This window comes from Neisseria sp. 83E34, assembly GCF_001308015.1.
In the GTDB taxonomy this organism is placed as follows: Bacteria; Pseudomonadota; Gammaproteobacteria; order Burkholderiales; family Neisseriaceae; genus Neisseria.
In genome coordinates this window covers 1-24,855 of record NZ_LGYH01000014.1, presented here as the reverse complement: position 1 = coordinate 24,855, position 24,855 = coordinate 1, and the positions used below count along the sequence as shown (strand labels likewise).

18 protein-coding genes are annotated in these 24,855 nt (G+C 47.9%); 1 reads left to right on the top strand and 17 read right to left on the bottom strand.

Annotated features, from left to right (window positions below; translation table 11 throughout):
• The 17 genes from AKG09_RS11075 to tagF all read right to left on the bottom strand — a co-directional run.
• Positions 1-235, bottom strand: a 235-nt coding sequence (locus AKG09_RS11075; protein WP_156320847.1) for a PAAR-like domain-containing protein, incomplete at its 3' end; no start/stop codon positions are given.
• Between the two features lie 59 nt (positions 236-294).
• Positions 295-1,431, bottom strand: coding sequence for a DUF2169 domain-containing protein (locus AKG09_RS11070; RefSeq protein ID WP_054619503.1), 1,137 nt, complete (start codon positions 1,429-1,431; stop codon positions 295-297).
• 12 nt (positions 1,432-1,443) lie between these two features.
• The gene (locus tag AKG09_RS11065; RefSeq protein WP_054619502.1) at positions 1,444-3,741 is read right to left on the bottom strand and encodes a type VI secretion system Vgr family protein; all 2,298 of its coding nucleotides are present in this window, start codon (positions 3,739-3,741) and stop codon (positions 1,444-1,446) included.
• Between the two features lie 120 nt (positions 3,742-3,861).
• Positions 3,862-7,419 (bottom strand): type VI secretion system membrane subunit TssM, encoded by a 3,558-nt coding sequence (gene tssM, locus AKG09_RS11060; RefSeq protein WP_054619501.1) that lies wholly within the window; start codon positions 7,417-7,419, stop codon positions 3,862-3,864.
• Positions 7,420-7,450: 31 nt separating this feature from the next.
• The gene (gene tssL, locus AKG09_RS11055; protein WP_054619500.1) at positions 7,451-8,716 is read right to left on the bottom strand and encodes a type VI secretion system protein TssL, long form; all 1,266 of its coding nucleotides are present in this window, start codon (positions 8,714-8,716) and stop codon (positions 7,451-7,453) included.
• A 22-nt stretch (positions 8,717-8,738) separates the two neighbouring features.
• On the bottom strand, positions 8,739-10,082 hold the full coding sequence (tssK, locus tag AKG09_RS11050) for a type VI secretion system baseplate subunit TssK (RefSeq protein ID WP_054619499.1): 1,344 nt from the start codon (positions 10,080-10,082) through the stop codon (positions 8,739-8,741).
• Positions 10,083-10,114: 32 nt separating this feature from the next.
• The gene (gene tssJ / locus AKG09_RS11045) at positions 10,115-10,741 is read right to left on the bottom strand and encodes a type VI secretion system lipoprotein TssJ (RefSeq protein ID WP_054619498.1); all 627 of its coding nucleotides are present in this window, start codon (positions 10,739-10,741) and stop codon (positions 10,115-10,117) included.
• 150 nt (positions 10,742-10,891) lie between these two features.
• Positions 10,892-13,537 (bottom strand): type VI secretion system ATPase TssH, encoded by a 2,646-nt coding sequence (gene tssH, locus AKG09_RS11040; RefSeq protein ID WP_054619497.1) that lies wholly within the window; start codon positions 13,535-13,537, stop codon positions 10,892-10,894.
• Positions 13,538-13,623: 86 nt separating this feature from the next.
• A complete protein-coding gene (gene tssG, locus AKG09_RS11035) occupies positions 13,624-14,664 on the bottom strand; it encodes a type VI secretion system baseplate subunit TssG (protein ID WP_054619496.1) in 1,041 nt (346 codons plus the stop codon).
• The gene (locus tag AKG09_RS11030) at positions 14,661-16,637 is read right to left on the bottom strand and encodes a type VI secretion system baseplate subunit TssF (protein ID WP_054619495.1); all 1,977 of its coding nucleotides are present in this window, start codon (positions 16,635-16,637) and stop codon (positions 14,661-14,663) included. The genes tssG and AKG09_RS11030 overlap by 4 nt, the downstream gene beginning before the upstream one ends.
• Positions 16,630-17,145 carry a type VI secretion system baseplate subunit TssE gene (gene tssE / locus AKG09_RS11025; protein ID WP_054619494.1) on the bottom strand — a complete coding sequence of 172 codons (516 nt, stop codon included), beginning with the start codon at positions 17,143-17,145 and terminating at the stop codon, positions 16,630-16,632. Before tssE ends, AKG09_RS11030 begins: the two co-directional genes overlap by 8 nt.
• A gap of 32 nt (positions 17,146-17,177) precedes the next feature.
• Positions 17,178-17,993 carry a type VI secretion system accessory protein TagJ gene (locus tag AKG09_RS11020; protein ID WP_054619493.1) on the bottom strand — a complete coding sequence of 272 codons (816 nt, stop codon included), beginning with the start codon at positions 17,991-17,993 and terminating at the stop codon, positions 17,178-17,180.
• A gap of 159 nt (positions 17,994-18,152) precedes the next feature.
• Positions 18,153-18,635, bottom strand: coding sequence for a type VI secretion system tube protein Hcp (locus tag AKG09_RS11015; protein ID WP_009115598.1), 483 nt, complete (start codon positions 18,633-18,635; stop codon positions 18,153-18,155).
• An 81-nt stretch (positions 18,636-18,716) separates the two neighbouring features.
• Positions 18,717-20,216 carry a type VI secretion system contractile sheath large subunit gene (gene tssC, locus AKG09_RS11010; RefSeq protein WP_082392019.1) on the bottom strand — a complete coding sequence of 500 codons (1,500 nt, stop codon included), beginning with the start codon at positions 20,214-20,216 and terminating at the stop codon, positions 18,717-18,719.
• A gap of 34 nt (positions 20,217-20,250) precedes the next feature.
• Positions 20,251-20,769: a type VI secretion system contractile sheath small subunit gene (tssB, locus tag AKG09_RS11005; protein ID WP_054619492.1), complete on the bottom strand. Its 519-nt coding sequence runs from the start codon at positions 20,767-20,769 to the stop codon at positions 20,251-20,253.
• Positions 20,770-20,841: 72 nt separating this feature from the next.
• Entirely contained in the window at positions 20,842-21,909 is a 1,068-nt protein-coding gene (gene tssA, locus AKG09_RS11000; RefSeq protein WP_054619504.1) for a type VI secretion system protein TssA, read from the bottom strand.
• 4 nt (positions 21,910-21,913) lie between these two features.
• Positions 21,914-22,468 (bottom strand): type VI secretion system-associated protein TagF, encoded by a 555-nt coding sequence (gene tagF, locus AKG09_RS10995; RefSeq protein WP_054619491.1) that lies wholly within the window; start codon positions 22,466-22,468, stop codon positions 21,914-21,916.
• Between the two features lie 322 nt (positions 22,469-22,790).
• On the opposite strand from tagF, the gene AKG09_RS12255 reads away from it, so the two are divergent.
• Positions 22,791-24,855 (top strand): DUF6531 domain-containing protein (locus tag AKG09_RS12255; protein ID WP_231623935.1); only part of this gene is annotated, 2,065 nt, incomplete at its 3' end.

Genomic DNA, 24,855 nt, shown 5'->3' with positions numbered 1-24,855 from the left:
GGGCGATTTCGTCGCCGTAGGTGCGGTTGGTTTTACTGGCTTTGAAGACGAAGGCGGGTTTGCGGTTGATTTTAACGTCTTTGGTAACGTTTTTAGCGCCGCCCAAATCGGCGAACAGCGGGAAGGGAATCGGCGGCACTTGCGGCGGAGCGGGCGGGGGCGGCCAACAGAAGTCGGGCACCATAAACACCACGCGGAACTTGCTGCTCTTACGGGCGATTTTGTTGATGGCCATGAATATGCTCCTGTTTCGGTAATCTGCTTAAAGCGGTTTGCGGTCGGAAATCAATCGGTTTATGCGTGTGCCGTTAGTGATGGCGGGATCGGGATAAATTCAGTTTGCGAATCACGGCAGGCTTGGGCGGCGGCGATTTGGTCTCCCCGTTCGTGCCGCGCGATAAACCTGAGTTGGCACGAAGCGATTTCCAGCTCTTCCGCAAAAGAGGTTCGGTAGTTGCAGTCGATCCGCCGTTTTTCTACATCTACAAACACCGTATCCAGCACCATATCTTTGCACAATGACTGATTGGCTGCGGTATAGGCATGGACGAACACGGTTTCTACCGGCAGTTCGACGGTAAAGTGCTGGTTGGGCGCTTGGAAGGAATGCACCATGCCGGTGAAACCGAGCTCATAAATATGATTGGGTTTCAGATGGGGCAGTTGCAGCGACGGATGCGCGCCGTTCCAATATGCCATAGAAAAATCTTCCGGCAGCAGCGGGGCGCGGTTTTCAATCCAATGGGTGTCGGCGGTGCCTGTATATTTGGCGCGTTGGGCGAAGTAGCGCGGCATGAAACCGAAGCCTTCGGGGGCGGCTTTTTCGGCAGGATCGCGCACGGGTTTGGCCGGATCGTAAATCTGATGGGCAGGCAGCATTCGCTTGAAGCTGTTTTTTTGCAGGAAAGATTTCGGATAATAGCCGATGCCGATAGCGTTTTCCTGATAGCCTGTGTGGTCGTCTTCGACTTCGCTGCCGCCGAAAGCAAATTCATAGCGGATGGGCAGGGAAAGGATAGGGGAGGGTTCGCCGATAGACCAGCCCACGGCTTCGCGTACCCAATAGCGCTCACCGGTAACGGCAAGGGTTTTGCGGTAATCGCCGATGCTGACCGAGGCGGCAAATTGCCGGGCAGGCAGATCATCAGGCGCGTAGGCTACCGCGTTGATCACAAAATCCGTTTTCGGTTTATAAAGGCAAAAATCGCTTTCAAACTCAGTAGCGGTTTGCGACGGTTCGCCGTAAAAGGTATCGGCAAACGTAAGCGGCGTTTGCGTGCGGGCAAACTGAAGCTGTGTCTTTCCCGTTGCCGGGTCTATTTCAAACTCATAGCTGACTTTGGCCACCACAACATCATACGTCCGATCCAGTTGGTCGACGTTTTTAAACTGCTGCGTGTGAAAGCAGGTAAAGTTTTCCAGCTCAAACATGGCGGTTCTTCTCTAGTTGATGTCCACTTTTTTACCGTCCATATCCACCACTTTGGTGCCGACGATTTTGATTTGTTTGCTGACAATCGCAATCTTGTTTTTGTCCATCACAATCATGGAATTGCCGACTTGCAGGGTGATTTTGGAATTGGCGGACAAAGTAATGTTGCGGCCGGCATTGAGGCCGATGTTCATGCCGGCATTGATGCTCATGATCAGGCCGACGCTGTGCATTTCCGCCGCGCCGACGTTGGTCATCCAACCGCCGCCGACGTTCAGCATATAGCCCGCACCGATATTGGTCATCTGGCCGATGCCGACGTTGTTCATACCGTTTTTGCTCACCGTTTCCTGTTTGTTGCCGCCGATGCTGCTGACTTCGTTTGAAACAACGGTTTTATTGCGGTTGGCTCCGACGGTAAACGCTTGGTTTTGGCCGACGGTAACGTTTTGATCCTGCCCCACCGTCAAAGCCTGGCTTTGGCCGATGCTGACATTCTCGTTTTGACCGACCGAACGGCTACGGTTCATCGCCACGTCGATGCTTTGGTCTTTGCCCACGCTGGTGCTTTGGTTTTGGCCGACGCTGATGCTTTGGTTTTCACCGACGCTGGTGCTTTGGTTTTGGGTAATGCTCGACGTTTCATTCTGGCCGACCGATTTGGTACGGTTTTGGGTAATCGAAGCCGTTTCGTTTTTCTGAACGGTTTTTGCTCTGTCGCCTACAACCGTTACTGTTTCATTGTTGCCGATGGTGGTGGTGCGGTCATTATTGACGTTACGGGTTTCGTTGTTTTTAACCAGCGATGTCAAATCCTTCTGCGCCTGAAAATTCACCATTTCAGAGCCGGCGGTATCGTTGAACATCAATTCGTTAAAATTGGAAAGCGGCGAGTTGAAACTCTTACTCTTGATACCGGATTGCTTGGCGGCGGCAGGAAAGCCCCACGGCGGCGACATCGCGCTGTTATACAGACGGCCCAATACAATCGGCCGGTCGGCATCGCCGTTAATGAAGTCGACCAATACTTCTTCGCCGATACGCGGCGTATTGATGGAGCCGTATCCCGCACCGGCCGAACCTTGGGTTACGCGCACCCAGTTGGAGCTGCTTTCATCCATTTTGCCGTAACGGTCCCAATGGAACTGAACTTTAATATCGCCGTATTCGTTGGTATAAACCTCTTCCCCGGCCGGGCCGGTTACCGTTGCGGCTTGCGTACCGAGCACTTTCGGTTTGGGCGTTTTAAGCGGCGGGCGGTATTGGTACGACTTCGGCAATACGCGGAACGAGATTCGGAATTTGCCGATGCGGTCTCCGGTGGTATAGCCGGCTTCTTCAAAATCGTAGTTTGCCTTCAAAATCGTATATTCGGTATTGGATGACGAATGCGGGTGCCTGCTTAAAGTAAACGTATAGCCCGGAGCAATCGTCAACGCCGTACCGGATCCGGTAATGACTTTGGTTTGGCTTTTCAAATCTTCACTGCGCACTTGGCTGTAGTTCTGCGCTTCGGAAACATCGCTGAAGCCGGTATAGAAATCATAATGTTCCATAGCAACCGAGCTGAAATCGTGGACGGAATCCGAAGACTTCATCGGCACTTTGGCGTTTTTATAATTGTATTCTTGTGTAACGAACTGGCTGGATTTCAACGAGTCCCGCTCTTCCCATATGTCGATATAGGCGGTGCTGGGCGCGCCCGGAGCGGTTTGGCGGGAATGATAAGGAATGTTGGAAGAAGGAATCGCCTGCAAAATGCCGACATCGTCTGCGATCACCAGCTCGTGCGAACCGTTGCTGTGGGTGAAATAATAGTAAATACCTTCTTGCTCAAACAAGCGGTTTAAGAAATCGAAACTGGTTTCTTGATATTGAACGCAGAAGCCTCTCGTCCGGTATCCTTTTTGGCATTTCACTTGATACGGGAATCCGAACGGCGATAAAACTTCATTGGCGATATCCAATACCGATTTATCAACAAATACTCTGCTGTCTACATTTTGAGTGAGATACCACATAAACGGGCGGGCGGTGCAAGCATAAGCATGGTAGCCCTCTTCGTCTTCATCTTCGCCGATGTAACCGAAATCGGTAACCAAGCCGTTCAGATAACGCGGAGCACCTGCTTCGGTATCGATTTCCAATGTTACGGGCTGACCAATGATATCTTTGCCTTGTAAATTGGAATCTTTAGAAACAAATGTGATATTAAATTCAAAAAGATTTGAAACAGATTCTGTGCCAATCATCTTTTTAAATAATAGTTCTGGTCCCAAAGGTGTATGGGCAACGATTGTTCTGTTCATTTTGGGTATTCCTTATAACAACGCTCCGCTTAATTTTGATAAGCAGCACTGGCTGAAGGCGGAAATTTATAGGAAAGTTGTTATTTTCGCACGGTAATTAATTAAATAAGAATTAGACGCTTAAACACACTGAAAATTCCTTAATTTATTTAAATTAAAGGGGTTGGAAGCAGTAGAAGTAGTAAACTCAACCACAATATTTTTACCTTGGATATTGTATTCAACCACGGTGGTATTTCCCGTTTGACGCACAATTTTGCCTTTTTCAATGAGTCGGAAGATTGACCAAGGACCCGTCGCACTAATGCCTGCACTATTGATTTGAGGAGAAGAAATATCTATTTTCGCCAACGCATTTTCATTTTTAGAAGGCCAAGTAAAGGTTGCCGGATTTACAGGTCCGTGGCTGTATACGTAGCTTTTCCCATCATAAGAGATATTAACACTCTCCAGACTAGTATCAAGAATCAAAACTTTAACTGAAAAATCAAAGGTAGGTGTTTCTGAGCCTTTATCAAAGTAGCCTTGTCGGATTGCTGCTATTTCGTCTAACTTGGAGAAGCGGTCTTTAAATGCGCTGTTTTTGGCTGTTAACGTTTCCAGCTTTTCTGATCTGGCCAATACGGCAGCCTCACCTGATAAATTGGTAAATTTGCTGTAAATGCCGTTAGGACCGAATATACTGGAGAAGCTTTCCAAAGCAACGTTATTTTCCGAACCTCTGTCAAACGGGTAACCCTGTTGGCGAGTGTCTTGGCAACTGTTGGTTAGAGTTGCCAATTGCTTATCTAAAGTAGACATGAGTTTTTCATCGACGATCTTATCGGTATTTTTCAGAATGATTTCAGAAAAACTGTCTAACATTTGGCGGAAGGGGGAGGGCAGTCTGTTTACTTCGGCTTTATATTTGACAAAAGAATCGTCGGGGGGAAGATCAACCCCTTTTTCTACTGCAACATTAACAGCGACCAAATAAACGTATAAATCGTTAATGGCTTCGGTAATGCCGTTGATGGCCGGAGGTTGGTCGTTTGCAGATTCAGTCAGTATATGGAAGTCTGCAAAAGCATCATCAACGGGTGTGGCTTGTTTCAAAGCGGCCAGTTCGTTTTTAACGCCGGCTTGGCCTTCCGAACCTAACAGCTTGGAGAGGCCGGCTTTGTTCAACCAATCGACAATTTTATTCCCGGCTTTTTCGGTTATCCGATTGTCGATGGTTAAAGTTGTATTGTCACTGATTCCTTTAATGATATTGGCCAAAGGAGAGTTTTTTTCAGAAAGCAGTTTGGCAATCTGAATACTTTCCCGTGATGATTTGGGCGTGACTAATGATAAGTCTGCTAAATAGTTGTTCCATGCTTTAATGTAGTTGTTGAAATAGAGCCTTTGGGCATCAGAAAGAACCGTAGCTTTGCTCTGTCCCAAAGAGGCATAGTTACCTAACACCCAGTTGTCTTCGTTAAAAAACTGTTCTGCTGATTTGACCATAGCAGGCAACACTTTAGTGATGTATGCTTCTTTGGTATAGATAAAGTTAATCGGCTCTTTTAAAGCTCCTCCGGTTTTGCGGCGGAACAAGAGATGGCTTTGTACCCCGCCCATACTGGAAAAGGAAACAGGTGTAATGCCTTCTTTACCTGAACGGATAACCGTATTTACGGTGTCTTCCAAAACCATGCTTGCAATATCTCTTTGGGCAATTTCCTGCCGGCGGCGCTCTACCAATGCTTCATCATAGGGTACGCTGGGTGTAATGCTTTGCTTGGCAAGAATTTGATTTAAAGCCTTCTCAACAGATTTTTTCTGTTGTTCGCTCATACCAGAAGATTCTGCTTTCGAGAGATTAGACATCAACCAATTCTGCATGAAAGCTGCATCGAAATGTTCTTTGTTGAACATCATCAGATAGGCTTTTAAAGCGTTATAGCCATTGATGCCGTCTGAACCGCTGGTTGTACGCAGAAGTTCGTCCAGTTTATAGCTGATGAGAGGCATTACGTTATCTTGAAGAATTCTGCGGTAGGCAGATTCTCCCACTTCTTCCATTTGGCCACCTTGATAAAGACCCATCCGATATCCGAGAGGAGGTGACGAAAGATCAGGAATATCACCGCTTTTTGTGGTGTCTCTAACGTGCTCTGCAAATGTAACTGCCTTAAGTAAATCAGGAGTATCTGTATATGTTTTGGCATCTTGACCGAGCTTGGTTGCTTTGTTGCCGACTTGTTCCAAATACGAACGGTTGTTGGAATAGCTGTTCAACATCATAGTCAAGCAACCGATGACGATGGCCGCAATAGTGCCGACGCCGAGCCAATACAACATTTGGTTTTTAACAAACCAAGATTTGTTTTCTCCGGCCAGATTCGCTTCGCTCAAAATCACATCGGAGAACAACCTGTTTAGGAAAAAGCTGTGATTGGCGTTTTGAGGTGCAGTACGCTCTGAATCCAAATATTTTCTTGATAATTGGAAATCGCTTTGTAAACCTTCAAGTATAGGGTTGATATGTTGCCCGGTTTGGGTGCCGCTTGAAAAGTAAACACCTCTCCATGAAATAGGTTGTTCAAACTTGGAAGATTTAGACAGCTCTTTAAAGAGAGATAATACTGCTTGATTCAGGCGCTCAAATTCTTCAGGGAAGGCAAAAGCAGCGGCTTTGTCTTCGGAAGATTCCAGTTGGTGAATAGTGCCCAGCATAGAAGAACGCAGTTTATCCACAATTTGGGTTAAGGCATTAGAAGCAGTGGCAATCGGTGTTTCCATACCTTCTGTATCGGAAAGGGAAATACCTAAGTATTGATTGCGTTGCTCTTCAGTAAGTTGAGCAAAAAATTGATCGAATCCGTGCAGCAAATCCAATTTGGTTATCATCAGATAAACAGGGAAATGGATGCCCAATTTTGTATGCATTTCATGGATTCTTTTGCGGAGTTCCGCTGATATTTCCGCTATATTGGTTTTGCCGCCCAATAAGTCGTCAACGCCTACGGTAACCAATACACCGTTAATAGGTTGTTTGGGGCGGTAACGTTTTAGCAGCGATACAAATTCTTCCCAATCTCCTGAGTCTTTATTGCTGTGGCTGTCGTGCAGCGACAGTCTGCCCGCTGTGTCGAGCAATACGATTTCATCAGATAAAAACCAATCACAATCACGTGTGCCTGCCAGGCCGCTCACAGACGTTCCCAAAGTGCTTTCCAATGGGAAATTAAGCCCAGAACGTTTTAAAGCGGTTGTTTTGCCGGAGCCTGCCGCACCCAATACAACATACCACGGCATTTGGTAAAGGTATTGGCCTTCTTCCAATCTCGCCAACAAGCTGTTTTTGGATTTGGAAAACTTAGCATTTTTCAGCACTTTGTCCATTTCGGCAAATTGGCGGCTCATAGAACTGATATCGCTTGCACTTTTCAAAATGGGTTCTTGCGCAGCTTTGATTTCTTTCAATAAAGCCGCATTACGGCGCGACTCGCGATATTGGCGGAATACGGCTTTCGCCAACCAAATACCGACAATGGCAGCACACACGGCTAAGCGGACGACTCTGCTCGCTAAAGGACGGATTTCACCTATGGAAATCAGCGGGCCGATAAACCAAACTAAGATAATCAGACCGGCGATACCCAACATTACCCATAAAGAACGGGAACCTAGAAAATAAAGAATTTTTTTCATGTTTGTTTTTCCGTATCAATCCAATTTCAGATTATTGACCTGTACTTACACCACTGCTTTGTTGAACAGCCGGAGTGTCAGTTTGTACTTCTACTGCACTGCCCAATTTGGGGCCGCTGCCGGTCGTGAATAGGGTAATTTCAACCCGTCGGTTTTTGGCTCTGTTTTCCACAGTATCATTCGGTACAACAGGATTGGTCGAACCTCGTCCTTCTGAACGGATACGTGTTCCGCCGTTTTTAACGTAAGTTAAGAGAATGTCTTTTACCGCATCAGCACGGCCTTGTGAGAGATGCCAGTTGGATGGGAAATTCAAACTTTGGATAGGCTTATCATCGGTGTAGCCGGTTACAACGATTTGCCCTTCTACACTATCCAGAGCCTGACCGACTGTAGCTAAAACGGGGTAGTATTGGTCTTGAATCTGTGCAGAGCCGGATTCAAATAAGCCATCGCCTAAAATGGTTACTGTACTTCTATCTTGAGAGTCGGCAACCGATACCAATTTTCTGGCAATTTCATTTTCCAACAGGGGACGTAGGCGGATGGTTGCTTTTGTTTCCTGTTGCTTGAGTGTTACAGCAGGTAGTTTGAGGCTGTTGACTTTGGTGCTGGCGGTATCGAAATCATCTCCTAACGACCATTGCATTGCAAAATAGCCGATTCCCAATACGACTGCGCCCAATACGCCAACTACCCATAGAGGAATAGTAAGCCTCTGTTTTCTTTGTATGGTATTCGTAACAACCGGATCATGTTTGAAAAGATTTACTGTTTGATCAGGTCGTTTGCTGTGAATCAGGGCGAGTAAATCTCTTTTGATTTTGTCGATTTCGAGTTCGCCACTGTTCAAAACCTGATATTTGCCTTTATAGCCAAATTGCAGGCATAAATACATAAACTCAAGTAAATCAATATTTTTATCGGGATCTTGCTTTAAGTTTTGAATGATTTCAAAAAAGCGTTCCCCACCCCATGTCTCGTCATAAAAAGACACTAATAGGCTGTTTTTAGACCAGGTTTCATCCGCCCATCCTGCACGGACGGCCAATTCGTCCACAAAGGTACACAAACAGTATTTTGCTGCTTGTATCGCATCATATTTGGCACCGTTTTTTTCGGCATCTTCCTCAAAGCGGTTAATCAACACAGAAAACTTGTTGATCAGGCTGTCGGTAGACAATTGGCTGGTTGTTTGCCGCATAGCATTGACCAAAATGAAAACAGGCTTCGCCGCTTCAATTAAAGGATTGTAAGTGTTTACACTTTCATAAGCAGCATGATTCTGGTTATTCATATACAGTTCCAAATCAAATTAATTAGCTCAAAGATTTAATCGCCCAAAATTCAACATCTAAGTTCGGGAAATTCCCTGCCAAATGGAATGCCATTCCCGAAGAGGTATCAAACATATCCCATAATTCGTTTTTCTTATCTAACTCGAAATAAACGTAACCGCTGTGGTACGGAAGCTCTCTCGGTGCAACGGATAAGGCATGCACTCTGATACCGGGCAGGTGGTATGCCACCAATTCTTTTACTTTTTCAACCGTGCCGATTTTCACTACGCTGGGGATTTTTTGGCGTAAGGCTTCATTCGGCATATCGGCTTTGATGGCCAAAATGAATGATGCTTTGTCCAACAGGCTTTGATCAGGTGTTTGCGCAACATGGGTTGCTTCGTCACGTAAGTCGAGAGGGATTCGGATTGCACGCTGTTCAAGCACAATAGAAAGTGATTTGCGTAGGTTGAAAAACAACTTACCAAAGCATGATGCCAAATCATTATGTTGATAGACAGGCAGTTCGCCTACTTTTCGCGCCGGTAAAAAAGTCATCAAATCAGCGCATAGTTTCGATAAATTGACGAATAACTGTTCGGGATGGGTTTGGCGGGCACCTTCGTGTTCATGGTGTAAATATGCCAAATATCTGTTGATGGTTTGCAGCATCATAAAATCCACAACCTCAACAGAACCTCCGGTATTAGGATCATTTACGGCATTAGCCAGGCTATTGCTTTTTTGCATTAGCAGACCATATATCTCTGAAATATAAGCCTTTAAATGCTGTTGTTTTTGGCTGCCCAGGCATGGGGGAATATATGATTCGTCTAAAATAACTTCGAAGTCTGCCGAGCTGGAACGGATCAAGGCAATAGGTAGGGCTGTTTGTCCGCTGGTTACATCACTTTCCAAAACCAACATGGGGTTCAACTCTGCCAGTGTTAATTGACGAGGGTCTTGTTCGATATTGGTGGTATCGGCAAGTGTTTTATCAAAAGCTTTATAGCGATGAGACGCTGTAGAATCCTGATCAGGAAAACATATTTCATTATTTACTGAAGAGGGAAGGGTAACAGCTAGACAAATTTTGGTGTCTTTAATATTTGCAGGAACCTTCAAACTTAGATTTTCCAGCTGTTTTGCAGAAAATAAAAATACTGATCCATCTGGAAAAACACCCTCTGCTTCTCGAATGCCTACTACTCCGCGTTTGAGGCCGTCTGAATCTAAAGCCAATGAGGAGAATCCCCAAAAATAGCCTTCCCGGGAAACAGCCAGCTGCCGTAAACCGGATTCAATGTAGCGTTCAAATTGCTGGAAGTGTTGGGGAGCAATAAAAATTCCCTCCGACCAGACTACTTTTGCTTCTATCGCCATGTTTTCAACCTAAATCACATTATTAAAAATTATTATTTTTCTTCGCGGAAGACGCCTTTGCTAAGGTCGCTATCATGCTTGTGAACTTTGCCGCTTTCTTTGATCCGTTTATTATTCGGATGGCGTTCTTTGTATTCTTGCAGTAAGTTTCTCATTTCTGCTTTTGATAGTTGGCTTAATTTGTTTTTGCCAAGATTCAAATAGAAGTAATGTTTGCCAAACTGATACCACCTTTTTTTCTGTTTCAGCAATACCAATTGCCATTGGCTATTGTCCAAATCCCGATAGCTGGCGACAACACCTAAATATTTCAGGTGGGAGTCAATTTTAACCGGCAAGATCGTTACGGTATCGGGGTGCAGCATAAATTGATTTTGCTGGATTAATTTGTCGCCCAAATTTTCTTTGGCGTTATTGGTAAGCTCAAAATAGTTTGCTTTTTTGAACTCGCCATCAGAAGCCAGTTGATATAAATCCAAGCGGATGGGGGATGGACGGCCGACCAAGTCCGGATTCACATCGGGCGATACAATAATTTGGACGTCAATCTTTTCTCCGCTTTCATCGGATTCTTTCGGCGGTTTATGATTGGAAGCACATGCGTTCAATACTAAAGGCATTGCCAAGAGTAGAGTGTATTTCATTAACTTTTTATGCATATTGACAGCCTAATTGTAATTGGTAACTTATTTCATAATGTATTAAGAAATAAATTAGTACTATTTTGTTTGATAACCTGTGTTTACATTATGCAAATTGTAAACGTTAAACGTTAGAAAGACTAAATAAATTTTAGTTTTTCATTTTACTTAAAAATTATCTTTTTCCTTGAATTTATACTGATAATTGAAATCGTGGTCGGTTACGCCGATATTGACCTCTGAAACCTGCTTGCCTTGCGTGGTGCAAGTGAGCAGCTCGCGGCTGATTTGCGGCAGAACTGTATTGGTTAGGATCGCATCGATCATACGGCCGCCTGATTCGACTTCGGTACAGCGCGAGGTAATCAGTTTCAGCACTTCGGGAGCGTAAGTCAGATCGATGTTGTGGTTGTCTTTAATCCGCTTCACGATACGGCCTAATTGTAACTCGACGATTTTCTCAAGCATATCGTCCGATAACGGATAGTAGGGAACAACCTGCATGCGGCCCAATAAGGCGGCAGGGAACACTTTCAGCATAGGCGTACGCAAGGCTTTGGCCAAGCCTTCCGGGGTCGGCAGCATTTCAGGGTCGTCGCACATATCCATAATCAAATCCGTGCCGACGTTGGTGGTAAGGATAATAATGGTGTTTTTGAAGTCGATGTAGCGGCCTTCGCCGTCTTCCATCCAGCCTTTGTCGAATACTTGGAAGAAGATTTCATGCACGTCGGGATGGGCTTTTTCCACTTCGTCGAGCAGGATGACGCTATACGGTTTGCGGCGCACGGCTTCGGTCAGCACGCCGCCTTCGCCATAACCGACATATCCCGGCGGCGCACCCTTCAGGGTGGATACGGTGTGGGCTTCCTGATATTCGCTCATGTTGATGGTAATCACGTTTTGCTCGCCGCCGTACAAGGTGTCGGCCAGAGCCAGCGCAGTTTCGGTTTTACCCACACCGGAAGGGCCGGCCAGCATGAAAACGCCGATGGGTTTGTTGGGGTTGTCAAGATTGGCGCGCGACGTTTGAACACGGCGGGCAATCGCATCCAAGCCGTGGCGTTGGCCGATGATGCGTTTGTTTAAAGTGTCGGCAAGTTGCAATACGGCTTCGACTTCGTCTTTCATCATTTTGCCGACGGGAATGCCTGTCCAGTCGGCCACTACATCGGCAATCGTGCGGCTGTCGACCAACGGCATCACCAACGGTTGGATGCCTTGCAGTTCTTTCAGTTTGTCGACCAGCTCTTTTTGGCGTGCGTACAACTGTTTGCTTTCATCATCGGCGGTTTCTTGCACTGCCTGCATGATTTGTTCGCGCACGACCAACAGCTCGGCGACCAAGCCGGTTTCTGTTTGCCATCTTTCTTCCAATTCTTTCAGACGGCCTTCAACTTCGGCCAGTTCTTTTTTGATATTCGCTATCCGCTCTTCGGAATCGAAACTGAGTTTTTTCTCGCGTTCCAGATTGGCTTGTTCGAGCTTCAATGCTTCCGATTTTTTTTGCAGATACTCGATGCTGCCCGGTACGGCGTGCTGGCTGACGGCAACGCGCGCGCAGGCGGTATCGATCAGGCCGACGGCTTTATCGGGCAGTTGGCGTGCGGGAATATAGCGGTGGGAGAGTTTCACGGCCGCCTGAATCGCTTCGTCGAGAATAATCACATTGTGGTGTTTTTCCAGCGACGGATTCAGCGCTCTAAGCATGTTGACGGCTTTATCTTCGCTGGGTTCGTCTACTTGTACGACTTGGAAACGGCGGGTTAATGCGGGGTCTTTTTCAAAGTATTTTTTGTATTCCGCCCATGTTGTCGCGCCGATGGTACGCAGTTTGCCGCGGGCCAAAGCGGGTTTGAGCAGGTTGGCGGCATCGCCCGTGCCGGCTGCACCGCCCGCACCGATTAAGGTGTGGATTTCGTCAATAAACAGCACAATCGGCGTGGGGCTGGATTCGACTTCATCCATGACTGCTCTGAGCCGTGATTCAAATTCGCCGCTGACGCTGGCACCTGCTTTGAGCAGGCCGATATCCAGCAGGATTAGTTGCACGTCTTTCAATCCGGGCGGCACGTCGCCGGCGGCCAAGCGCAAGGCCAACGCTTCGACCACGGCAGTTTTGCCGACACCGGCTTCTCCAGTGAGAATCGGGTTGTTTTGGCGGCGGCGCATCAGGATGTCGATAATCTGCCTGATTTCAGCATCGCGGCCTGTGAGCGGGTCTATTTCGCCGTTTTTGGCTTTTTCGGTAAGGTTGCTGCCGTATTTGGCTAATGCGCTCTCTTTATGGGTGGCTGTGGTGCCGGCAGACAAGGCGTTTTGGGCGGCATCCAGATTTTCTTCTGAATTGGCTGTGATAGCGATAATGTCGTCGGCCAGTGTTTCGGGTTTGATTTTGAGGAACTCGGACGAAATGTTGGCCAAGATGCCCTGCAAAGTTTTGGTTTGCAGCATGGTGTAGAAAATATGCGCCGTACGGATTTTATCGGTGCCGAATTTCAGCGAGCTGTATGTCCATGACTGTTCCACAAGGGTTTGGATATGCTCGGAAAAGTCGATAACGGCGGTGGCGCCGGTAGGCAGTTTTTCAACGGCGGCCAATACGTCTTTGCGTACTTTCGCTTCGTCTAAATTGAAACGGTTGATCAGGCAGAAAATGTCGGTTTTTTCCGTTTGCAGCAGAGCATGCAGCCAGTGCACCAGCTCGACGTAGCTGTTTTCCCGAAGGCGGCAGAATGTGTAGGCATTTTCCAGTGTTTTGTATAAGGTAGTGTTCAACTTACCGAATAATACGCTGCGGCTGATGTCTGACATAAGATTTCCTTAAATAATCCAACATGTCTAAAAATGGTTTGAAACAGGCTTTTATCAGGATAAGGCCGTCTGAAAAAGCCGTTTGTTTAATGGCTGCTGACAATTAAATCTTCAGCATCGCGGGAAACATTGCCCAGCCAAGTCGATAAGCCGAGCCGGGTTTCTCCGCCCAAATCCATCGGGGGAACTTCTTTTTGCATCAAAACGGGCTGTACGTCCCACTCATATTCATCGGCGGCAAACAAACGCACCCATTCCCGCAGGCGGGCGGTGTTAGAGCCGTCTTTAAAAAACGACTGATAAGCCGGCAGGGTAAGCGGGCCGACAATGATGCGGAATTTGCTTTGAACGTTATAAAGTTTGTCGCCCAACAGCAATCCTTCTCCAAGCGTATAGCCGCTTTCTGTGCCAATCTGCGTTTTTTCTTCGGCAACTTCAATCCAGCAGCCGACATTGGTTTGAATGGCAATCGGCACTTGGAAGTAGCGGTTGAGCAAGTGTTGCAGGTTGGCGGCAGAGCGGCTTTGCTTCATCAGCAAGCCGGCAAAATAACGTTTGGCAAATTCGTGAATCAGCGTTCCGCTATGTATGGGCGGGGTATTCAGGCCGTTGAAGCTGGCGATGTAGCCGCCGAAGCGGTCTTCAGCGTTTTTGTCTAAAGAAGTAATGCTCTGCGCGTTGGCCCATGCCCGATAAAACAATACGGCCAAACGGTGTTGCAGCATATTGGCAAAGCCCGTCCATGTGCGGTCGCCGTGCTGGTGTTGGCGTTCGTAAGCATATTCGGTCAAATGCAGGGGCAGGGGGCCGGAAGGGCCGAACAAGCCGAATCCGTTGATGGAAATTTCCGCATAATGGGGCGACAGCGTTACCGATTGGATGTTGCGAGGCGAAAAAATAAGCGAAGGTTCTTGGCTTACCCTGATTTTTTCTATTTTCGGGCTGACGGCTTTGCCCAACATTTTGCCGCCGGTAACAAACTTAACCGATTCAAGCTGGCGCAAGAGTGAGAAGTAATCATATTTATACGGCTGGGAGGCGACTTTGTTTAGAAAGCCGGTGAGTTTTTCATCCCAAGCATCGTCCAGCGGGTCGCCGAAATCCGTTTGCACGTTAACCGGACTCATATAATCACCCTTTCTCCAACCGCTGTCGGCCAAGTGGCCACATGCCCTTGCTGGAGCGTGTCGATTTGCAGTTGTATGAATGAGTTAATCGAAACCAAACGCCGGAAATAATGGTTTAAAACCGAACCGAACAGGAAGGGATGGATGCCGCCCAATTGTGCGTCGTCGAGTGTAACGATGATTTTGATGCCGCGCACGGGAGCAGCGGTACCGTGATGGCGAACCACTTTATTCACGATGGTGGTATCTACCCGCGTGATAGACTCAATCTGTTTCTTCAGCAAATCGTTTTCGGAAGAAACAAACACCATCAATAATTCTTTCAAGGTAACGGGGATATCTTCTTGGTCGGTGTTCAGCAGCGACAGGTAGTTCAAGCTCAATTGGTTTAAAAGCGGCCAAAGCGTTCTGTCTTCGCTCGGCGCAGCTTGAGGCCGCGTCAGCTTGGAAATCAGTTTAATCGAGCTTACCGGCAGAAAACCTTCGATCAGGAAATCCGACTCGCCGTCGCGCGGTATCATCAGCGGCAAATCCCTGCTGGTGCACCAAGCGTCGACGGAAAGGTGTTGGATGCCCGAATTGAAAGCATAATCTTTATTGTCGGCCAGCGATAAAAACACTTCGCTGCCTAAGTAAGAAGAGCGGAAACCGTTTTTAACCGTTTTTTCAGACGGCACCCTGTCTGCCCGGCGTGCCGAAAAATAAGCATGGTGTGTTTGCGCTTCGGGAAACAGGCCCATATCCGGCGCTTTATACATCGGCGAAAAAACCACGGTTTGGCGGTTGTTGGTATCGAAGCCTTTGACTTGCTCGATAGAGTGGACTTCGTAATTCAGCGGCTGGGTACGGTCAATAACGACATGATGTTCCCGATTTTGAATGTTGACGGGGAAGCGCGCGCTTTTTTTTCTGAATAAGTTAACCACCGGCACGGCGTTTACTGAAAAATCTTCCGCGCCGACCAGCTCTGCCAGTTCGGGTATTTTGTAACTGAACAAAAATGAGAGGCTGAAATAACGTTTGCGGTAAGTGATGATTTTTTTGTTGATGCCCTTATCACTCACAATTTCTTCCAACTGCTCCGGCACTTTGGGCAGATGGCCTTCTTTTTCGGCCTGACGGACAGCCTGTTTGATGTCTTTTTGAGCAATAAACAGGAATTTTTCCGGCAGTCGCGTGTATTCCTGAAGCATTCTGAATGCGCTGACTGATTTATCCAGATTGAAAGACAAGGCTTCATCTTCGTTGAATCCGGTGTGCTCCGGTTTCGACTTCAATGTGTAATGCCATTGTTTCGGATTTTCATAGCTGTGACAGACAACGCCGGCACACTCGGAAGCCAGCAGAAACAGCAGGGAAGATGATTTGGAAAGCTCCGAACCTAAAAACAAAGGCAGTTTTTCGGGCAACATTTCCGAACAGGCTCCGGGCACGCTGAGTGAAAAATCCAAGCGCAGTGCAGATTGCACTTTCTTGGCGGAAGTTTGTTTAAGTATGGGAAGCGTGCCCGGCAAATAGCCGAGTGAATCGATATATTTCGCTTTTTCGATACGCAGCGGCAGAATTTCGGTGGTTTTGGTTACCGAAAACGGGCAGCTGACTTTGAATTCGTTAATCGGCAGCGACCGTAAAACCCTGCCGCGTTCCAAAAGGTTGATAACATCGGCGTTGTATTGGCCGGCAGGTTCTAAATTGACAATGGCCGCGGCCGGTTTTTGGCTGATAAAGTCGGGATAAACAACTTCCAGAATTCTTTGCACGAAACGGGGATATTCCGCATCGAGTTTAAGCTGGGTGCGGGCGGTGAGAAAGCTCACGCCTTCCAGCAGCCGTTCGACATAAGGATCGGGAATGTCGGATGTATCCAACGCCAATCTGGAGGCTATTTTGGGATATTTGAGCGCAAACTCCCTGCCCATTTCTTTCAGGAAGGCCAGCTCTTTATTGTAGTAAGACAGCAATTTGTTATTCACGGCCGATTCCCCCTTCTAGTAAATTAAACAGCCCTGTTTCAATGTCCATGCTGGTTCGCAGCAGGAATTCTTTAGGATAAGGGTTGAGTTTCAGATGGCCTTTTATTTCGATAATCAGTTTATTGTGTAATGCATCGTCGTCGTCATCTTCAGTATTTACGGCAACCTGAAGGGATTTGTTGTCAAGCCGCGGCTCGAAATCAATGATGGCTTGCCTGATGTGCTGTTCTATATCCTGCCATTCTATATCGGAAAAATTAACGCCGGAAAGAGGCGGAATGCCGTAGTTGAGCGTGGAAGACCGTACATTTTCCGGCAAGTTTTTTTCCATGGTTTCGGCTTGCAGATTGCAGGTGTTCAGCAGGTAAAGAATATCGCGCAGCACGGCTTTCCGATATTGCTCGAGATTGATGGCTTGATCGGGTCGTGCTTCTTTCTTTTTACGCGGCTCTTCATCGGTCAGTCTGTCGAACAAAGAAGGCAGCAATTGGTTTCTGAATTGCGACATGATTGATTGCCGTGGCTAATGGATGGGTATGTTCAGTGGTTTTGCTCAAACTTGATGGTTTTGATATCCAACAGGCCGAAATCGTTGTTGTCGGTGTACAGCATTTTCTGGCCGAGACCGGTGAAGAGCTGATCTGCTGCTTCAATCCAGTCGGTTTGTGCGCATTGCAGCAGCATATCCGACCATTCAGCTTCTGTGTCGGGCAAAACGGCATAGCGGGCGGGGCTGGTGCACTGGATGCACTCGCCGTGGCTAAATGTGATTTCAGACGGCCTCCAAACCACATCCAACAGAGAGCTGGGAGCTTTGAAAGAGATGCTTTCAATCGAACTCCAAGGCTGCCAATAGTAGTGCCCGCGGTAGAAGTATTCGTAAACAAAAGCGGTACGGACATCGCCGTCCATAATCCAGCTGCCGGATGCGTCGGCAACCGACTTGTCTGCCAGAAGATAGGTGATGTTTACCGGTGTTTCGTCGATGTTGTCTGACAAGGCGGCGTATCCGTCGGCGAGTGCTGCGCTTTTTTGCTCGGCGACATCAGCCACTAAAGACAATTGTTTTTGCAGAATATCGAGCTTGCTGGCGTGCTGTTCCAGCGTTTTTGGTTTTTGCTTCGCTGTTAAAACGGCTTCGCGCCGCATTTCGGCTTCGATATTTTCGATAAGATAGAGCATCAAGGGCTTTTGGATATTAGGGAAGAGCTTTTGGTATTGCCCGATCTGTTTCAGCGCCTGATCCCATTTTGCGCACAGGCAGAGATATTGAATCAATGCCAATCGGTGTTCCTGATTGTCGGGATTTGAACGTACCTGTTCAATCATGTTTGATAATTTAGTTTTCAAATCCATTTCAGCAACTCCTTGTTTATTTTTGTATAAAGTGTAGTAAGAACGAAAGACCCAATCAGTTTTCGAAACAGCAGAGGCCGTCTGAAAACCTGTATATATGTAAAGCCTGACTTAAAACGCCTTTTAAGCCAGGCTTCTTCAACTAAACATGCATAACGGTTATGCAGATTTGTTTTCTTTAATGTTGAAGGCCATTTGAACTTCGGCGCCTTTAGAACCTTTATCGGTTTGTTCCCAATATTGGTTTTTCACTTTGGCAGCTTGGAATGAGTAACGCATTTTCAGCGCATCATTACCTTGTACGCCGATGAATTTCACACCGGTTACCAAAACGTCTTCTAAGGTGGTACGCGAATATTCAATCTGCTCGCCACCAGCTTTGCACACGGAAATTTCTACTTTGCTCAAGTGTTGGCCGGTAGCACAGTTTTTCAGAATGGTCGGAGCAGCTTTATCAATAGCAGCAACGACGGTCAAGTCGTTAAAATTTACTTTGCCGGCACCGCCGCCGCCGCCGCTGGTCATCGAACCAGGTTGCTCTGCACCCCAGTCGAAACTTTCGATGTTAGTCCAGTCTTTGTGATTGGCATCTTTTGATTCGCCGTTTACACCTTCAACTTTCATGAACATATCAATAGCCATGTTTAACACTCCTTGTTGAGAAATTTAAGCCATCAGGCAACAGGGCACTAACGTATGCCCGACTAAATAAACCAAACCCGACTATTCCTGTTTAGCCGAAGGCAGTTTGGAAACTAAGCGCAATGAAACGGTAAGGCCTTCAAGCTGGTAGTGCGGGCGCAGGAAGAATTTGGAAGTGTAGTAACCGGGGTTGTCTTCCACTTCTTCCACAACCACTTCAGCAGCTGCCAGCGGTTTGCGGGCTTTCGTTTCTTGGGTAGAGTTGATCGGATCACCGTCTACATAATTCATGATCCACTCGTTCAGCCAGCGCTCCATATCTTCACGTTCACGGAACGAACCCACTTTGTCGCGCACGATGCATTTCAGATAGTGTGCGAAGCGACAGCATGCAAACAAATAGGGCAGGCGGGCTGCCAAGCGGGCATTGGCCGTAGCATCGGGATCGTAATATTCGGCAGGTTTGTGCAGGGATTGTGCGCCAATAAACGCTGCCAAATCGGTATTTTTGCGGTGGATCAGCGGCATGAAGCCCAGTGCCGCCAGTTCGGCCTCGCGGCGGTCACTGATGGCGATTTCGGTGGGGCATTTCATGTCCACTCCGCCGTCGTCCGTCGGGAAAGTGTGACAGGGCAGGTTTTCTACAATACCGCCAGATTCTACGCCGCGGATGGAAGTACACCAGCCGTAGTATTTGAACGAGCGGTTAATGTTTACAGCCATTGCATAGGCTGCGTTGGCCCAAGTATATTTGTTATGATCCGCGCCTTCAGTTTCTTCTTCGAAATCGAATTCATCTACGGGGTTAGTATTGGCACCGTAGGGCAGGCGGGACAGGAAGCGCGGCAATGCCAGGCCGATGTAGCGTGAGTCTTCGGAATCACGCAGGCTGCGCCATGGTGCGTACTCAGCATTTTGGAAAATTTTGCTCAAATCACGCGGATTGGCCAGCTCTTGCCAAGATTCCATCTGCATCAGTTTAGGCGATGCGCCGGCGATAAACGGACAGTGTGCGGCCGCGGCAATTTTTTCGAGGCTGTTGAGCATTTCTACATCGGGAGCGGAATGGTCGAAATAATAATCTCCGACCAAGCAGCCGAAAGGTTCGCCGCCGAACTGGCCGTATTCTTCTTCATAGATGCGTTTAAACAACGGGCTTTGATCCCAAGCCGTGCCTTTGAAACGCTTCAGGTTGCGGGCGACTTCTTTTTTGGAAATCGGCAATACTTTGATTTTCAGCAGGGTGTCGGTTTCGGTATTGGTGACCAAATGATGCAAACCACGCCATTCACCTTCTAGTTTTTGGAAATCTTCATGGTGCATGATCAAGTTGATTTGTTCGGAAAGCTTTCTGTCGAGTTCAGCGATGATTGCCTCAATGGTTTGATAAGTGTCGTCTGAAATCGTAACGACATTTTGCAACGCTTGTTGAGCCAATGTTGCTACCGCACTGGTTACGGCACTTTTGGCTTCTTCGGTTTTGGGTTTGAATTCTTTTTGCAGCAGTTGTTCAAATTCCCTCGCTGCAAACGTAGTTTGCGCGCCGCTGCCCCCTTGGATATCTAATTGCTTTTCAGCCATGATTCACTCTCGCTTTATTGGTTTTCATCCGAAATTACTGCTGGTCTTTGGGTGTTATTTTAGGTGCGGCTGCAAGGCTTTTCAGCAGCTCGCTGTCACCCAAGACTTTTCCGATTAACTCCTCGGCACCGCTCTTGCCGTCCATGTATGACAGTAAGTTGGAAAGCTCGGTGCGGGCTTGCAATAGCTCGTTGAGCGGTTCTACTTTTTTCGCAACTGAAGCAGGTGAGAAATCATCCATGCTTTCAAATTCAAGCTCTACGTTCAGACTGCCTTCGCCGGTAAGCGTGTTTTTCACGTTGAAAGCCACCCGTGGTTTGAGGGCCTTCATGCGCTCGTCAAAATTATCTACGTCAATTTCTAAAAATTTACGTTCGGCTAAATCGGGCAGGGGCTCGACGGGCTTGCCGACCAGATCGGCCATTACGCCCATTACAAACGGGAGTTCGATTTTTTTCTCGGAACCGTATAGTTCCACATCGTACTCAATCTGTACGCGGGGAGCCCGGTTACGGGCAATAAACTTCTGACCGGATGATTTGTTTCGTGACATAATTTGTAACCTTTAAAATGATTAAAGTTATTTTATCTCAACAAACTTTAGCTTATTTAAGCATAGACTGTTTCACTCGCCGGAAGTTCCTGCTTCTTCTTCCGGTTTGCCAATTAAAACTTCCAAATTGGCAATGCTTTCTGGACTAATATCTTTCATGATGTCGTAGAAGTCCATATTCATGAGGCGTTGCACCCTGCGGATAAACAGCGGGGCAGGGTGGCTGGGCTCAAGGGTTTCAAAATAGACGCAGATTTTTTCCAAGGCCAAATCGACATCGGCACGGTTTTTGATGTTTAGACGACGCCATGCGTCGGCATCTTGAAAAACTGCCTGCTCCTGAGTATCGGGAGCAGTAGAGGTTTCTGCTGCATCTATTGCTTGTTCTGCTTGTTGTGGTTGGGGTGTGCTGCCGTCGTTGTAGTCAACAGCTTTATTAATTAGGGAAAGCGGTTTTTCAATTACTCCGAAATCGAGTGAGTGCTCATCTTGGAGTTTGTTTGAGAAAATAGTTTGAATTTCTTTCAGATGGCCTAGAGCTTGACTCAATGCAACCAATTCAGGCTTACCGGTGTCGGCACTGACTCTGATGTCGAGCATGAGGCGGTCTTTCCCGCCCGGATAGCTTTGCGTATCGTTGCCTTGTAAAACAGAAACGGCTTCTTTTACGGTAACGGGTTGCTGGGTTAGCCCGTTCACCAATAGCTTGGACGGAAAAATTTCTTTGACAATGCCGTCGAGCGTCGTAAATGCACTAAGTGCATTGATACGGTAAAAAGGGTCGTATTCGCCGTCTTCATCTTCGAGTTTAGGGAAAAGCGAATCCCAATATAAATCAAGATTGGCTTTGATGGCTTCGCAGCCGGCGCAGAAGCCGGTAAGGCCGTGTTTGGCAGTAAGTGCTTGGGTGTAATAAGCCAATACGCGCAAATCTTTAGACTCGGCCAGCAATTGATTGCATAATTTCTCTACGGTTGCCCAATCCGGCTCTTCCGCCGGAATGATGGTGTCGCCGTATTGCTGTTCGGGCTTGCCTTCCGACGCGCTTTGCAGTTCTAGAAAGCGGCTGTCGTATTCGATATTTACCCCCTCGGGAGCATCGGCGGAAATAGGTTCGTCCCATCGAGAAAATGTTTTCATCAGTTTACGATCCAAATAATTTATTAAACAGAGTGCACGAAGGTTCGCCTTCGTGTGCTATATGGCGGCCGCTCTCGCTTTCCTGCCAAAAACTGCCGGTATTGGTTGAGTTAGATAAATAGTGCCGGAAAGGTTCAGAAAGCTGGATGGGTGTATTATCAGCATCGGCACTAAAGCAGTCTTGAATGGTGCATTTGCCGCTATTTAACGTGTTTTGGAAAAAATCCGTTTTTTCTGCAATAAAGTTAATAGGGTTTAGTAAATCGGAATGAGAATCGGATTTGCAAAATAATAAGAAAGGATATTGCCGGCCGGTTTGGTCGGCACTGAGGGCTGTGATGCCGGTATAAGCAATATTGTTGAGCAATTTAATGCAAAACAGCCAAGTTTTCGGCGTGGTAAATGTTTTTCTGGTAAATGGGATTAATCTGTCTTGGCTGGTGCAACGGCCAAACCAGCCGTCCCAAAAATGTTTATCGTCGGCTTGAAGATTGTCGGAAACAATAAAATCGCGAGATTGGTTTAGCTTCCCAAAAAAATAGAGTTCTCTTTGTAGCATTTAATCGTATCCCAATATCAATGAAACGACGATTATTTCCCCGGAATTTTTAGTTTTATTTTGAATAATTCCCTAAGAATATTAGCACTATTTTGCCTCAGGCGGCTAAATAATTTTTATGTATCTAAATTAAATTTTAAGGAACAATTTGTATTAATGAAGTGTCTAATACCATTATTTTCAACTTGCTGTTGATTATGGTGTTTGCATGGATGGTATTTTCAAATGTTTGGAAGCCATTTAGAATTTAATGCAAAAACTGGCAGACATTCTATAGATTTTTATTTTTAAAACAAACAATGAATTTTGACGGAGTAATCTCATGGCATCTTTCGGTAACACCATAGGCATCCTCATTCCCCAGCCTTCCGCGCCGGCCATGGTGTCCCAAGGCTCCGCCAATCCGCCCGAACCGCTCACGAATGCCGCCGGCCCCGTCGATGTAATCGAGATGGTAGCCGATGTCGCTTCCACCGCTTTATCGGTTGCTTCCCCCGATTCCGCCGTATCCGCAGCCGTTGATGCGGCTTCTACGGTGATTTCTTTAGCCTCGATGATTCCGGGAGTGCCGGGACCGAAGCCGCCTACTAAAAAGACCGTTAGCGGTTTTAGCGGCGGCGGGGGAATGGGTTTTGACGGTGGGCTGGTTACCCAAGGCAAAGGCAAAAAAGGCAGAGGACGTAAAGGCAGGTCTGCCGGGGGAAGGGGCTCGGGGGCGGGAGGTTGCCCGTGTAAAGGCGGCGGTAAGGGCGGGGCAGTCGGCCGCCCGGTGAATGCCATATTGGGTATTAAAGTTCTTCCCGAAGAAACCGACTTTGTGTTCGATTCCCCTTTACCCCTAATTTGGCAGCGCAGTTACTACTCCGACCAACCCGGCAACGGCTGGCTGGGGCAGGGCTGGTCGCTGCCGTTTTCGATGCGGCTGGAACGGGTGGAAGACGGTTTCCTCTACATTGACGAGCAAGGCCGGGAAATTCCGCTGCCGGATATTGATGACGAACCGGACGAACCGTCTTCGGCCGCCGATGATGAAGACGACTTCGATACAGAAGAAGCCGACCCCGTTGCCGAATCTGCGGAAGAAGACCCTTACGGTTTGGAAGATGCTTATTTCGACCACGAAGAACAAATCTATTTCTCGCAAGTTTCAGACGGCCTCTACCAAATCGCCTCACCCGACGGCGGCGCCCGTTTGTGGTTCGCCGAAGTCGACGAAGGCGACGGCATTTACCAACTGATTGCCCAGCTCGACCGCAATAATTACCACATCCGCCTTTGCTACGGCGACAACGGACTGCCGCACAGCGTCTACGACAGCAACGACAGGCAGTTCCAATTACACTTCTCCTCCATCCGCCTAAACGACAGCGACGGAGTATTCGATGCCGTCGCCGAACACGGCGTATTTGTCGGCAAAGACGACAACCTTTACGTCAACCGCCTTACCTCCGTTACCTTCAACAACCGCGAACTGGTGCGCTACGGCTACGACGGCTACGGCGATTTAACCGCCGTTTACGACCGCGACGGCAAACGTCTGCGCGGTTTCGCCTACCGCAACCACATCATGGTCGAGCACAACCGGCCCGACGGATTGGTATCGCGTTACGAATACGACCGTTACGATATGGACGGCAAGGTGCTCAAAAGCCATACCAACCTCGGCGAAGCATGGACGTTCGACTACCGCGACGGCTACACCCGCGTTACCGACGCATTGGGTCGGGAAGAGATTTACGGCTTCGACGAGAACTACGAAGAGATTTACCACATCGATGCCGACGGCCATCGTACCGATACGGAACGCGACGACTGGGGGCGGGTTACCCTTCAGCGCGACGAACTCGGCCGCGAAACCCGTTTCGGCTACGACACCTTCGGCAACCTTATCAGCATCACCACCCCCGACGGCAGCCGCACCCAAATCGATTACCACGACACTTTAAACCTGCCGGTTGCCGTCAATGACCCCGCCGGCAGAATCACCGAATACGCCTACGACGGGCGCGGCAACCTGATTCAAATCACCGACCCCGCCGGCCATAGCACCGGGTACACCTACAACGAACAATGGCTGCCCGCCACCATCACCGACGCACTGGGCAAAACCAAACAGCTCGAATACGGTTCAGACGGCCAATTGATCCGCTATATCGACTGCTCCGGCCAAGCCACCCGTTTCAGTTATAACGAATACGGCGACCTCGAAACCGTTACCGACGCCCTCGGCCATACCACCCGCCATCATTACGACGCAGCCGGCAACCACATCCGCACCGACTATCCCGACGGCAGCCGTGAGGCTTTCGAATACGACCGCATCAACCGCCTGACTGCCCATATCGACGGCCTCGGCGCCAAAACCGAATACGAACTGGCGGCGGACG